Here is a 14019-nt window from a genome sequence, read left to right on the forward strand (position 1 = left end):
CAGGATCGTTTTTGACGAAGCGTAAAATAATTTACCAGTTGGCAAAAAGCTGATGTAATAATAGACAGGCCATCCCCAATGGCACAGATACACAAACGGCAAAGTATCCCAACCGTACAGGTCGGAAAATCAGTACAGTTTTGTGCAAGGCAGCATAAGGAGCCACCGTGAAGCACAGCGACAGCACAGACGATGCCCCCGAACAGACCAGCGGCTGGCCCGTGCTGGACATCGACCGCCAGAAGAAGGGCGGTCTGGTCGAGCAGATCGTCATCGCCATCAGCGTCATGGTGGGCAGCCGCGCCTTGCGCATCGGCACGCGCATGCCGTCCGTGCGCCAGTTCGCCCGCTGCAATGGCGTGTCGACGTTTACCGTCGTCGAATCGTATGACCGCCTGGTCAACCTGGGCTTGCTGTCGTCGCGCCGCGGCTCCGGCTATTTCGTCGCGCGCCACGATATCGCCGCCTCGCCGCAGACGGCCGTACACGCGAGTCCCACCGCCATCGACGCCCTCACGCCGGACCTGTATTCGGGCGTGTCCGACGCCCTGCCCGTGGGCGCGGGCTGGCTGCCGCCCGAAATGTATGGCGAAGCGACCGTGCTCGACGCCGTGCGCCAGGCCATGCGCATTCCCGCCAGCCGGCTGCGCGGCTATGGCCATCCGCTGGGCTTTCCCTCGCTGCGCCAGCACCTGGCGACAAGCCTGTCGGAAGAGCTGTTCCAGGTGGAGCCGGACCAGGTCTTGCTGACGCATGGCGCCACGCACGCTTTTGACCTGGTCCTGCGCAGCCTGACCAAGCCGGGCGACACGGTGCTGGTGGAAGACCCAGGCTACAGCAATCTGCAGTCGCTGATCCGCCACCATGGCTGCATCCCCGTGGGCATTGCGCGCGGCGAGGCGGGCCTGGACCTCGATGCGCTGGCCAGCGAGGCTGCGCGCACGCAGCCCAAGCTGATGTTCGTCAACACGGTGCTGCAAAATCCGCTCGGCACCTCGCTCAGCCAGGCGCAGGCGCACCGCTTGCTGGCACTGGCCGAGCAATTCGATTTCTGGCTGGTGGAAGACGATATCTACCGCGAACTGGCGGCGCGGGGCGACGCGTCGCTGGCGGCCATGGATGGCTTGCGCCGCGTGATCCGCGTGGGCAGTTTTTCCAAGACCCTGTCGCCCGTGCTGCGCGTGGGATCGATTTGCGCCTCGCCATCGCTGGTGGCCGAACTGGTGCGCGTGAAAATGCTGGCCGGGCTGACGACGTCGGAAATCAACGAGCGCGCCGTCTACCACGCCATCTCCGCGCGGCCCTACAAGCGCATGGTGGAACGGCTGGTGGCGCAGCTCGATGCGGCCCGCGAGCGCAGCATCGACTGCCTGGCGCAAGCGGGCATGGCGCCCGTGGCGCGGCCCCGCGGCGGCATGTTCGTCAGCGCCGGCTGGCCCGACGTGCAAACGCCGGAATGGAATGGCAAGGTCATCGCCGACATGGCTTTGAAGGCGGGCATCCTGCTGTCGCCGAACGAATTTTTCATGCTGCGCGCGCCCGAGACGGTGTGGTTCCGCTTCAACGTGGCCTACACCGACACCCCCGTGCTGCAGGCATTCCTGCAATCGATCCGCCCACGTTAAAGAATCCGCCATGGCCAGCGACAAATCCCCTGCCCTTCCCGTGAAAAATGCCGGCGGCCGGCGCCTGCAAAACCGCGACCGCCTGGAAGCGGACATCCTGGAACAAGCCGTGCGCGCCTTCGCGGAAAGCGGCTATGAAGGCGCGTCGATCGCCAGCATCGCCGAACGGGCCGGCCTGTCGAAGCAAAACCTGATGTACTACTTTCCGTCCAAGCAGCTGCTGTACCAGCGCGTGCTCGACGACGTGCTCGACGACTGGCTGGCGCGCATGGACATGCTGGCCAATGAACAAGACGAGCCGCGCGACGTGCTGCGCGCGTATATCGGCGCCAAGCTGCGTTTTTCGCGCGAACAGCCATGGGCCTCGCGCGTGTATGCGCTGGAAGTGATCAATGGCGCGCCCCTGTACGGCGCGCAGATACGCGACCGGGTCGTGCCCCTGCTGCGCAAGGATATCGCCGTCTTCGAGGCGTGGATCGCGGCCGGCAGAATCGCGCCCGTCAACGCCACGCACCTGATGTTTGCCATCTGGGCCATGACGCAATCGTATGCGGATTTTTCAGCGCAGATGGCCTTGGTGCTGGAACGCAAGCAACTCACGCGCAAGGATTACGAGGACGCCGAAATCCTGCTCACGCACATGGTGCAGGCGGCCATCGCCTTGCCGGCGGCAGCGCCCGGCACATGATGAAATTTCCAATCAACAAACGAGCAGTGATAGCATGGCGCGCTGGAGCGTTTGCAATGGCGGCGCGATATCGACAGGACAAGGAACAGGCATGAAACAATGGTCATCGGCGCGCACGGCGTCATTGCTGGGCAAAGCTGCCTGCGCGGCGCTGCTGGCAGCGGCATCCACGGCACAGGGGCAGACAGTCGGCATGATAGAGAACCAGCCGCTGAGCGAAACCTGGCTCAACGCGGGCTTTTACTCGTATCACTTTCAGCGCGACAAAAACCTGAACGACAGCAATCCGGGCCTGGGTGCCGAATACCGTTTTTCCACGGTCGCCTCGGCCACGGCTGGCCGCTTCTACAATAGCGACCGTGCCTACTCGAACTACCTGGGCGTGTACTACCAGCCGATCAAGGTGGGCCCGCTGCGCGTCGGCGCCGTCGTTGGCGGCTTCAGCGGCTATCCGAAGATGCGCGATGGCGGCTGGTTCCCGGCCCTGGTCCCCACCATCAGCTATGAATACCAGCGCGTGGGCGTGAATATCGCCATCGTGCCGTCCTACAAGGACCGCCTGTATGGCGCCCTCAGTTTCCAGCTGAAACTCAAGGTGTTTGAATAACCGTTTGTCCTGATTTGTCGCCGTTCGGTCCGCCATTCCTGCCATTCGTCGCATACGCAATGTCTGGCAGCAAGGTTTTGCCTATAGTGGATTCATCGCCAGCATGCATACGGCAGCGGCACCCACACGACAGGAGAACGGCATGAAAGACATCAATTCGGCACCGGGCAGCACTTCCTTCAGCGCTTTCTGGAACGAGCTGTGCGCCTACACGCGCCAGGGCATGGCCGCCTTGCGTGCCATGTCCTGGCCCATGCTGCTGGCGTGCTGCCTGGGCCTGGCGTTCCTGATCACCATCTTGCCGCTGGCCATCATGCTGTTTGTCCTCGTCATGCTGCTCAGATGGGCAAGCAACAGCGACGACATGGGCACGGATGCGGAGACAAAGGCAGCGAACTCCTCGCAGTCGCCGCAATAAAAATTTGCGGCGTGGCAAGAGTGTAATGATTGTTCTATGGCACTATGGATGGGCGCAGCACTGACGGGCATCAAATCCATCCCGATGGATGGTATGGGTACGGAACGCTACGCAATATCCATGATCGAAGCTACTCCCCCACAGCCATAGGAGTTTTCTGATGACCACGACAGCAAAAGCTACAGCAGCGACGACCATCCCCTGCCTGCGTTACCGCGACGCGCCCGCCGCCATCGAATGGCTGTGCAAGGCGCTGGGTTTTGAAAAACAATTGATCGTGCCTGACGGCAACGGTGGCGTCGCCCATGCGCAACTGAGCTTCGGCAATGGCATGGTCATGGTGGCGCCGGCCCTCGACAGCGACTATGGCCGCCTGATGAAACTGCCCGGTGACATCGGTGGCGCCAACACGCAAAACTGCTACCTCGTCGTCAACGATGCCGACGCCGTCTACCGCAGCGCGCGCGAAGCCGGCGCCGAAATCGTGCTCGACATCAAGGATGAAGATTACGGCGGACGGGGCTTTACCTGCCGCGACCCGGAAGGCCACATCTGGAGCCTGGGCACCTACGATCCATGGTAAAACGGAGAACAATGATTATCAGTACCCTCGCCGCCGCCAGCCTTGCGCTGATCGGCGGTTTCCTGTCCGCCCCCGTCCTCGTCGACGAACACCTCAACCGCGTCCATCCGCCGTCTGGCAAGACGCCATCGGCCGCCACCGTGGCCCTGCACCAGAGCCTGTGGATCGCCGACCTGCACGCCGACAGCCTGCTGTGGCAACGCAACCTGAACCGCGACAGCCAGCGCGGCCATGTCGACTTCCCCCGCCTGCAGCGGGCCAACGTGGCGCTGCAAGCCTTTTCCGTCGTCACCAAGACGCCGCGCAAGATGAATATCGAGCGCAATGGCAGCGACACGGACAACATCACGGCGCTGGTGGTGGCGCAAGGCTTGCCGCCTGCCACCTGGAACAGCCTGCTGGCGCGCGCCACCTACCAGGCCGACGAGCTGCGCCAGCAGGCGGCCAAGAGCCAGGGCAAGGTCCGGGTCATCGGCAGCCGCGCCCAGCTGCGCAGCTTCATCGCCGCGCGAGAGCAAGATCCCACCCTGCTGGCCGGCTGGCTGACGCTGGAAGGCGCGCATGCGCTCGAAGGCAAGCTGGATAATCTCGATACCCTGTACCGGGCCGGCTACCGCATGGCCGCGCCCACGCACTTCTTCGATACGGAACTGTCCGGCTCCCAGCACGGCTTGAAGAAAGGCGGCTTGACGCCGCTGGGCAAGCAATGGCTGCGCGCCATGGAGCAACGCAAGATGATTGTCGACCTGGCGCACGCCTCGCCGGCCACCATCGACGACGTATTGACGATGGCGAAACGCCCCGTAATGGTGTCGCACACGGGCGTGCACGGCACTTGCGCCAACGGGCGCAACCTCAGCGACGCACAACTGAAACGCATCGCCGCCCAGGGTGGCCTGGTGGGCATCGGTTTCTGGAATACGGCCGTCTGCGGCAAGGACGTGGCGTCCATCGCGCGCGCCATCAAGTACACGGTAAAACTGATCGGTGCCGAACACGTGGCCTATGGTTCGGACTTCGACGGCGCCGTCACCACGGCCATCGATGCGACGGGCTTGCCGCGCCTGACGCAGGCCCTGCTCGACGCAGGCTTGTCGGAAGCGCAGATCCGCCGCGTGGCGGGCGAAAACGTGCGCGACTTTTTACTGAAAAACCTGCCGGACGATGATGCCTAGGCTAGCCTAGCGCCTGGACCAGGGCCTGGTCCAGCACCTGGCGCGGCCGGATGCGTATCAGCTTGCGGTACAGCGGCGGCATCGACTCGCACAGCGCCAGCAGCGCGTCTTCCGCCATGGCGGGTCGCACGTACTGGAATTGCGCCGGATTATTCTCCGGCAGCGCCCCCTCCATGGTGGAGCCGTAGGCGCCCAGGGTCATGAAACTGGCGGCGCTGTCGTCCGGGCCGATGGCCAGCACGAAGGTGCCGTGCTTGGGGTGGCCCAGGTAGCTTTTGAATTCTTCCTGAAGCGCCGGCGCCGCATTCGCCATCAATTCAAAGCGCAGCTGCGCGTACTGGCGCGTGCATTCCATGAACGGCGTGCGGATGGCCGATTGCGCCACGTTTCCCGGAATGCACAGCAGCAGGTTGCCAAAGGAATCGAGCAAGGCGGCCGCGTCGCCTTGGCCGCCATCGCGCACATCCTGCTCCATGGCCGCCTGCAGGAATGGCGCCAGGCCAGCATCGGGCGCATGCGGGGCGCAGCGGTAGGTCAGCGCGTCGGGATAGCGGCGGCGCAAGGCGCGCACCACGGCGTGCTCGGACGGCAAGGTGGCCGGATCGCGCAGCTGCACGTCGTCGCCCGCGTTCAGCAGCTGCATCACCTGGGCCGACGTCGCTTCGAACACCAGCGAGCACAGTGCCTGCGTCGCCTCGTGGATGCTCTTGCCGATGAAAAAGGACTTGGGCGCGGCGCCGGACGGCGCGCGCGCATACTCGGTGGCGCCGCGCACGGCCGGATAGCAAAAGCTGCGGCCCGCCTGCGCCCGCAGCGGCGCCGGCAAGGCCGTGAAACTGGCGGCGCCATCGTAATTGATGCCCGCCTTGACGTCGGGTGCGGCCACCACCACGTTGAAACCGGCCGCCAGGATCGCGCCCGTGCACATGCAGCACGGGTCGAGCGAGGTGACGATGGTCAGTTCGCCCGGCGGCGGCAAGGGCGTGCCCTTGGCCCGTTCGGCAAAATACCAGTCCACCAGCTGGCGCTCGCCATGCGCCGTGGGGTCGAACACCAGTCCCTGGCGCACGACGTTGTTGTGCATCGATTGCAGCACGTTGCCGGCGCCATCGAGCAGCACGCCGCCCACGCCGAAGGTGCCCTGCGTCTTGGCGGCCATGGCTTCGGCCGCGGCAATCGCCACGGCGGCCTGGATGTCGATCGTCTTGTTCAAACCAGCCCTATGGTTTCATGTCCAGGTCGGAACTGCCGAAACCGTGCGGCAGCAGCCAGCCCGCCGTCACTTCCATGACATCGTTTTTCAGGTTCGTCAGGATCACGGGCAGGTCGGCGCCGCCCATCTCGAATATCACCTGGCGGCAGGCGCCGCACGGCGAGATCGGTTCGGCCGTGTCGCCCGTGACGGCCAGCCTGGCGAAGTCGCCCGGCTTGCAGCCATGCGCGATGGCGCTGAAAAACGCCGTGCGCTCGGCGCAATTGCACAGGCCATACGCGGCGTTTTCCACGTTACAGCCACGAAAGACGCGGCCATCCTTGCACAGCAGCGCCGCGCCCACTTTGAAGCGCGAGTAGGGCGCATAGGCCAGTTCACGGCCGGCGTTGGCTTCGGCGATCAGTTCTTGGTTGTTCATTTTTTCTGCAATACCTTTGAAATCATTAAGGCCGGGGTCAGACCCTCAACACCGCCGACACATAGTTCAGCGCTATCGCAAGCGGGGGTCTGCCCCTGGTTTTCAACTACGGACGAATGGTACGGTAAATCACCGGATTGGCCGCCAGCGCCACCGCGCCGATGGCATACGCGTCCTGGATTTCCTTGACGGCTTGCTGCGCCGCCGCTTCCGTGCGCGCGTGCACCATGGCCAGCGGCTGGCCGACAGCAACTTGCTCGCCCAGGCCCACCAGGTCCGTCAGGCCGACGGCGAAATCGATGCTGTCAGTCGGACGGCGGCGGCCACCGCCCAAGGCCACCACGGCCAGGCCGATGGCGCGGCAATCGCGCACGTTGGCGTAACCGGACGACAGCGCAGGCGCCGGCACGATGAATAACGCCTGTTCCAGGTGCTTGTCCGGATGTTCGACCAGGTCGGCCGGGCCGCCCAGTGCGGACACCATGCGCGCAAAGCGCTCGGCCGCTTCGCCCGAATCGAGGGCCGCCATCAATTTCACGCGCGCCTCTTCTTCGGTGGCGGCCAGGCCGCCCAGCACCAGCATCTCGGCGCACAGCGCCAGGGTGACTTCATGCAGGCGCGCTGGACGCGAACGGCCCGTCAGGTAATCCATGGCGCCGCGCACTTCCAGCGCATTGCCGGCGTACGGCGCCAGCGACTCGTTCATGTCCGTCAAAATCGCCGACGTCTGCATGCCCGCGCCATTGCCGACGGCGACGATGCTCTCGGCCAGTTCCACCGACTTGTCGTAGGTCGGCATGAAGGCGCCCGTGCCCACTTTGACATCCATCACCAGCGCGTCCAGCCCGGCCGACAGTTTCTTCGACAGGATGGAGCCGGTAATCATGGCCACCGATTCCACCGTGGCGGTGACGTCGCGGATGCTGTAGAAACGCTTGTCGGCCGGTGCCAGCTGCGCCGTCTGGCCGATGATGGCCACGCCAACTTCCTTGACCACCTTACGGAACAGTTCATTGTCCGGCACCGTGCAATAGCCTGGAATGGCGTCGAACTTGTCCAGGGTGCCGCCCGTGTGTCCCAGGCCGCGGCCCGAGATCATCGGCACGTAGCCGCCGCACGCGGCGACCATGGGGCCCAGCAGCAGGGAGACGACATCGCCCACGCCGCCCGTCGAATGCTTGTCGACGATGGGGCCCGGCAAGTTCAGCGAACGCCAGTCCAGCACCTGGCCGGAATCGCGCATGGCCAGGGTAAACGCCACGCGCTCGTCCATGTTCATGTCATTGAAATAGACGGCCATGCCCAGCGCCGCGATCTGGCCTTCGCTGACGCTGCCGTCAGTGATGCCGCGCACGAAAAACTGGATTTCCTCGGCGCTCAGCACGCCTTTGTCGCGTTTCTTGCGAATGATTTCCTGGGTTAACAACATGGAATAACTCCAATCATGAGATCTGGGGTCAGTCCCTGCGGATCTGACCCCAGCTTTGTAACGCTAGCTACTTATCAGACGCCGTAAGGAATCCACACGTTTTTCACTTGCGACGCATGCGCCAGCACGGCACGGCCGCCGCTTTGCGCGGCGCTGTACCAGTCGCGGCCCTTCGCGCCGCCTACCCAGGTGCGCTTCAGGGTGCCGGCCGACAGGCGCTCGACTTCCGCGCAACCGTCGGCGGAACCGTCATGGCGCCAGACGGCGTCGATGTCAGCGTGCGTGGCCAGGGTGCGCGCCAGTTCATCGGCGTTGCCGCTGATGATGTTGACGACGCCGCCCGGCAAGTCGGACGTGTCGAACACCTGGTAAAGGTCCAGCGCGGAGAGCGGATGCGCTTCCGACGGCACCACCACCACGCGGTTGCCCAGCGCAATGGCCGGCGCCACCAGCGAAATGAAGCCCAGCAAAGGCGCTTCATTCGGGCAGACGATGCCGATCACGCCGACCGCTTCATTGAGCGCCACGGTGATGCCCTTGGTTGGCGGCTGGTGCGCCAGGCCGTCGTACTTGTCGGCCCAGGCGGCGTAGTAGAACAGGCGTTCGATCGATGCCTGCACTTCCTTTTCAGGATTTTTATTGCCCGTCATGGCGGCGATACGGGCGGCAAATTCGTCGGCGCGCGCAGCGAGGTTTTCGGCGATGTAGTACAGCACTTGCGCGCGGTTGTGCGCCGTGGCGCTGGTCCAGCCGGACGCTTTATGGGCCGCTTCGACGGCATTGCGGATGTCCTTTCGGCTGCCCACGCCCACTTCGGCCAGCAGGGCGCCATTCGCGCCGAACACGGGGGTGCTGTAGGCGCTGTCAGGGCGCGCCTGCTTGCCGCCGATGTACATCTTGGCCGTGCGGTCGATGGCGAACGGATCGGCTGCAGCCGGCTTTGCCGCCGCCTTGGCCTTCGCTTCCACCACCGGCAAGGCCGGACGCGCATCTTCGGCCAGGGCCGTCATGTATTCCAGCATGCCTTCGCGGCCGCCTTCACGGCCGAAGCCCGATTCGCGGTAGCCGCCAAAGCCGCACGCCGCGTCGAACTGGTTCGCGCTGTTGATCCACACCACGCCGGCCTTGATGGCAGGCGCGATGTCCAGCGCCAGGCTGATCGACTCGGTCCACACGCTGGCGGCCAGGCCGTACACCGTGTTGTTCGCCAGTTGCACCGCTTCAGGCGGCGTGCGGAAGCTCATCGCCACCAGCACGGGGCCGAAGATTTCAGCTTGCGCCACGGCGGCGGAAGTGGACGCACCCGTGATCAGGGTCGGCGGGAACCACGAACCGTCCGCCGGCAATTCGCACGCGGGCTGCCACACGTCGCAGCCTTCGGCACGGGCCGAATCGACCAGCGCAGCGATGCGCTGGCGCTGCACGGGGTCGACCAGTGCGCCCACGTCCATCGATTTGTCCAGGGGCGAACCGAGACGCAGGTTTTCCATGCGGGCGCGTACCTTGTTCAGGAAGCGCTCCTGGATCGATTCCTGCACCAGCAGGCGCGAACCGGCGCAGCAGACTTGTCCCTGGTTGAACCAGATCGAGTCGACCAGGCCTTCCACGGCGCCGTCCAGGTCCGCGTCTTCGAAGACGATGAACGGCGACTTGCCGCCCAATTCGAGGGACAGCTTCTTGCCGCTGCCGGCCGTCGCCTCGCGGATCAGGCGGCCCACTTCCGTGGAACCCGTAAACGCGATCTTGTCGACGCCAGGGTGGTTGACGATGGCCGAGCCCACGCGGCCGTCGCCCGTGACGATGTTGACCACGCCGGCCGGCACGCCCGCCTGCACGCACAGTTCGGCGAACAGCATGGCGGTCAGCGACGTGAATTCGGCCGGCTTGAAGACGACCGTGTTACCGGCCGCCAGGGCCGGGGCGATTTTCCACGACAACATCAGCAGGGGGAAATTCCACGGCACGATCTGGCCCACCACGCCCACGGCGCGGTAGTCGGCGAATTCCTCCGACTGCAGCTGCGCCCAGCCAGCGTGATGATAGAAATGGCGCGCGGCCAGCGGCAAGTCGATATCGCGCGTTTCGCGGATGGTCTTGCCGTTGTCCAGGGTTTCCAGCACGGCGAACAGGCGCGAATGCTTTTGCAGCAGACGGGCCAGCGCGTACATGACTTTCGCGCGGCCGTGGCCACCCATGCCCTGCCATACGGGCAGCGCGCGGCGCGCCGCTTCCACGGCGCGTTCCACGTCAGCATCCGTGGCTTGCGTCAGCTCGGCCAGTTGCGTGCCGTCGGCTGGGTTGGTCGAGGCGAACAGCTCGGCCGGCTCGCTCCAGGCATTGTCGATGAACAGACCGAATTTGCGCTGGTGGCCAGCTAGCCACGCCTGCGCTTCTTTTTGACTTTCGGGAGCAGGGCCGTAGTCCATAGTATTGAGAATCTCGTTAATTGTTGGCATGACGATTGTTCTTTAAGGTTGTGCGTGACGATGATTGGCCGAGTAGCTGCCGGTGACGTAGTGCTCGAGCTGGCGCTCGATATCGGTCAGCAGGCTGGAAGCACCGATGCGGAACAGGTGCGGCTGCAGCCATTCGTTGCCCAGTTCTTCCTTCATCAGGGTCAGGTATTGCAGCGCGCTCTTGGCCGAGCTGACGCCGCCGGCCGGCTTGAAGCCCACCTGGAAACCCGTCTGCTCGTGGTATTCGCGGATCGTGCGCACCATCGTCAGGGCCACGGGGATGGTCGCGTTCACGCCCTCCTTGCCGGTGGAAGTCTTGATGAAATCGGCGCCGGCCATCATGCAGACCCAAGAAGCCTTGGCCACGTTTTCCATCGTCAGCAAGTCGCCCGTGGCGAGAATCGCCTTCACGTGCGCTTCGCCGCAAGCCTTGCGGTAGGCCAGCATTTCGTCGTACAGCACTTGCCAGTTGCCGTTCAGGACGTGCTGGCGCGTGATGACGATATCGATTTCCGAAGCGCCCGCGGCGACCGACAGTTCAATCTCGCGCAGCTTCGTTTCCATGCTCGTCAAGCCGGCGGGGAAACCCGTCGACACGGCGGCGATGGGCAAGCGGCCCTGGATGACTTTCACGGCCGGCTGGATCATCTCGTGGTACACGCACACGGCGCCGGTACTCAGTTCCGTCAGGCCCAGTGCCTCCATCAGGTCGGCGCGCAGCGGGCGCATGGCCTTCATGCACAGACGTTCCACGCGGCCCGGCGTATCGTCGCCGCCCAGGGTGGTCAGGTCGATCATCTGGATGGCTTTCACCAGCCAGGCGGCCTGGTATTCCTTTTTCACCGTACGGCGGTTCGCCAGGCTGGCCGCGCGGCGGTCCGTCGCGGCGCGGTTGACGCGGATCTGGTTGATCCAGCCCAGGTCGAGGCCAACGGCCTCGTTACGCTTGAATTCGGGGTGCATGAGTGTCATAACAAGCTGGTTCCATTAGCAAGTGGTGGTACGCCAAGGTGTTTGGCGAGGGTTTGGCCAATATCGGAGAACGTCTCGGAAATGCCCAGTGCGCGCGGGGCGACGCCGGGGCCGAAGAAGATCATCGGAATGTGTTCGCGGGTGTGGTCGGAGCCGTGCCAGGTGGGGTCGCAGCCATGGTCGGCGGTGATCACGACCAGGTCGCCTTCCTTCAGCTTGGCCATGAATTCCGGCAGGCGCGCATCCATTTCGCGCAGCGCGTCGGCATAGCCTTCAGTGTTGCGGCGGTGGCCGAAAGCCTGGTCGAAATCGACGAAGTTCACAAAAGTGAGCGACTTGTCCTGCACTTCATCGGCCGTCTTCAACAGCGCTTCGAATAGCGCCATGTTGTCGACGCCCTTCACGACGCGCGAGATGCCTTGGGCGGCGAAAATGTCGCTGATCTTGCCCAGGCCGACGACCTCGCCGCCCGCATCCTTGACGTGGTCGAGCAGGGTCTTGCTTGGCGGCGCGACGGCGTAGTCGTGGCGGTTGGAAGTGCGCGTGTAGTTGCCATTGCTGCCAGTGAACGGGCGGGCGATGACGCGGCCGATGTTGTACGGCTCGACCAGCTTGAAGGCCATTTCGCACACCTGGTACAGGCGCTCGAGGCCGAATGATTCTTCGTGCGCGGCGATCTGCATCACCGAGTCGCCCGACGTATAGATAATCAGCTTGCCGGTGGCGACGTGTTCATCGCCATGCTTGTTGATGATGTCCGTGCCCGAGGCATGGCAGTCGCCGAGGAAGCCCGGCACGCCGGACATGGCTTTCAGCTTGTCGGTCAGGTCGGCCGGGAACGATGGCGTCGTGCGGGGGAAGTAGCCCCAGTCGAATTCGACGGGCACACCGGCGATTTCCCAGTGGCCGCTCTGCGTGTCCTTGCCGGTGGAGCGCTCGCGCGCCGCGCCGTAGGCGCCGGTGAAACCGTCGCGCTGGTCGAAGCCCGTGGCCCATTCGCCGCTGGCCAGGTGCGCCGCGGCGCCCAGGCCCAGGCGTTCCATGTTCGGGAGTTTCAAGGTCTTGCCGCTTTTGGCGACAGTGCTGGCAATATGGCCAAAGGTATTGGCACCTGCGTCGCCATACTTGGCGGCGTCTGGCGTCGCGCCAAGGCCGAAGGAATCAAGCAGGAGGATAAATGCGCGTGACATGATAAGGCTCGCTTTGTGGATGATGCGGACAGTGTAGGCCGGATTTTCCCGGCCTGCCGCGCGGCAGCGCCGGTGGCCGGAGCGCCGCTACTGCATAAAAAAGTGCTTAGGCTTGCGGTTTTTCAGCGACTTTGGAGAGGAAAGCCAGGATCAGCTTGACCAGGTCTTTGGCGCCGATGGCCGCGTATTTCAGGGTTTGCTCGTGCGACAGGGCGAATGGCGACATGCCTTCGGCCAGGTTGGTGATGACGGACACGCCTACCACTTTCAGGTCGCAATGACGGGCCGACACCACTTCCGGCACCACCGACATGCCGACCGTGTCGGCGCCCAGGCGGGCCATCATGCGGATTTCCGCGGCCGTCTCGAAGTTCGGGCCAGGGTAGGCGACGAACACGCCTTCGTGCAGGGTGATGCCATTCGTGGCGGCCGTGTCCTTGACCAGGTTGCGCAGGTCCGCATCGTAGGCGTTGGCCATGCTGAAGAAGCGCGGGCCGAAGCGGTCGTCGTTCGGGCCGACCATCGGCGTGCCTGGCAACAGGTTGATGTGGTCGCTGATGGCCACCAGGCTGCCCGCGTCCACTTCAGGGCGCAGGGAACCGGCGGCGTTGGTGACGAACAGCATTTCGCAGCCCAGCAGTTTCAGGGTGCGGATGGCGCTCGTCATGACGCCCATGCCATAGCCTTCGTAGAAGTGGCCACGGCCCTTCATGCAGACGACGGCGACGCCCGACAGGGTGCCGACCACCAGTTCGCCGGCGTGACCGTGCACGGTGCTGATCGGAAAGCCTGGCAATTCGTCAAAGCTGATGCTGACGGCGTCCGTCATCTGCTCGGCCAACACACCCAGGCCGGAGCCGAGGATCATCGCCACGCGCGGCTTGAAATTTGCAGGAGCGCGGGCACGGATGATTTCGGCGGCGTGGAAAGGGCTGTTGTTCGACATGGTTATCCTCTGATTGACTAATGATGATGGGGTGCTGCCTGCGCGGCCGTGCCCGGTGAAGGACTGCGGCCCAGGTATCGGCTAAGTATGGTGTTACAGGTATATCGAAATGCGTATTGCCACTATTTGCCGCCACTATGCATCAAACGGAATATGTATGGCAAATACCATTTTTCTTGCCCATTTATACAATTCAAATATAAATGGCCGACATTATAGTCCAGGCAAGCCCAGACCTGCCATGCCCCGAAAATGCATGCATACAAGCTCCATACGACCGCTTTTCGCGCACGCCTGAC

General features: G+C 64.0%; 13 protein-coding genes. 6 read left to right on the forward strand and 7 right to left on the reverse strand.

Annotated elements, in window-relative coordinates:
* Positions 1-167: 167 nt before the first annotated feature.
* The 6 genes from VPH40_RS19075 to VPH40_RS19100 all read left to right on the forward strand — a co-directional run bounded on the left by VPH40_RS19075 (position 168) and on the right by VPH40_RS19100 (position 5096).
* Entirely contained in the window at positions 168-1625 is a 1458-nt protein-coding gene (locus tag VPH40_RS19075; protein ID WP_328574225.1) for an aminotransferase-like domain-containing protein, read from the forward strand.
* Between the two features lie 10 nt (positions 1626-1635).
* Positions 1636-2313, forward strand: coding sequence for a TetR/AcrR family transcriptional regulator (locus tag VPH40_RS19080; protein ID WP_328574226.1), 678 nt, complete (start codon positions 1636-1638; stop codon positions 2311-2313).
* A 91-nt stretch (positions 2314-2404) separates the two neighbouring features.
* Entirely contained in the window at positions 2405-2920 is a 516-nt protein-coding gene (locus tag VPH40_RS19085) for a hypothetical protein (protein WP_328574227.1), read from the forward strand.
* A 142-nt stretch (positions 2921-3062) separates the two neighbouring features.
* Entirely contained in the window at positions 3063-3338 is a 276-nt protein-coding gene (locus VPH40_RS19090) for a hypothetical protein (RefSeq protein ID WP_328574228.1), read from the forward strand.
* A 160-nt stretch (positions 3339-3498) separates the two neighbouring features.
* Positions 3499-3921 (forward strand): VOC family protein, encoded by a 423-nt coding sequence (locus VPH40_RS19095; protein WP_328574229.1) that lies wholly within the window; start codon positions 3499-3501, stop codon positions 3919-3921.
* Positions 3922-3932: 11 nt separating this feature from the next.
* Positions 3933-5096 (forward strand): dipeptidase, encoded by a 1164-nt coding sequence (locus VPH40_RS19100; protein WP_328574230.1) that lies wholly within the window; start codon positions 3933-3935, stop codon positions 5094-5096.
* Position 5097: 1 nt separating this feature from the next.
* Here VPH40_RS19100 and VPH40_RS19105 read toward each other — a convergent pair whose 3' ends face one another.
* From VPH40_RS19105 to xapA, 7 genes are all read right to left on the reverse strand, one after another.
* A complete protein-coding gene (locus VPH40_RS19105; RefSeq protein ID WP_328574231.1) occupies positions 5098-6309 on the reverse strand; it encodes a nucleoside deaminase in 1212 nt (403 codons plus the stop codon).
* Positions 6310-6316: 7 nt separating this feature from the next.
* Positions 6317-6727: a cytidine deaminase gene (locus VPH40_RS19110; RefSeq protein ID WP_152256598.1), complete on the reverse strand. Its 411-nt coding sequence runs from the start codon at positions 6725-6727 to the stop codon at positions 6317-6319.
* A gap of 106 nt (positions 6728-6833) precedes the next feature.
* A complete protein-coding gene (gene deoA, locus VPH40_RS19115) occupies positions 6834-8156 on the reverse strand; it encodes a thymidine phosphorylase (RefSeq protein ID WP_328574232.1) in 1323 nt (440 codons plus the stop codon).
* Positions 8157-8230: 74 nt separating this feature from the next.
* On the reverse strand, positions 8231-10612 hold the full coding sequence (locus VPH40_RS19120) for an aldehyde dehydrogenase family protein (protein WP_442906663.1): 2382 nt from the start codon (positions 10610-10612) through the stop codon (positions 8231-8233).
* 12 nt (positions 10613-10624) lie between these two features.
* Positions 10625-11584: a deoxyribose-phosphate aldolase gene (gene deoC / locus VPH40_RS19125; protein WP_099665370.1), complete on the reverse strand. Its 960-nt coding sequence runs from the start codon at positions 11582-11584 to the stop codon at positions 10625-10627.
* Complete coding sequence (locus VPH40_RS19130) at positions 11581-12774, reverse strand: phosphopentomutase (RefSeq protein ID WP_328574233.1); 1194 nt, start codon at positions 12772-12774, stop codon at positions 11581-11583. The genes deoC and VPH40_RS19130 overlap by 4 nt, the downstream gene beginning before the upstream one ends.
* A gap of 106 nt (positions 12775-12880) precedes the next feature.
* A complete protein-coding gene (gene xapA, locus VPH40_RS19135; protein WP_099665372.1) occupies positions 12881-13720 on the reverse strand; it encodes a xanthosine phosphorylase in 840 nt (279 codons plus the stop codon).
* Positions 13721-14019 lie beyond the last annotated feature (299 nt).

The organism is Janthinobacterium sp. P210005 (assembly GCF_036231865.1).
Taxonomy (GTDB): domain Bacteria; phylum Pseudomonadota; class Gammaproteobacteria; order Burkholderiales; family Burkholderiaceae_D; genus Janthinobacterium; species Janthinobacterium kumbetense.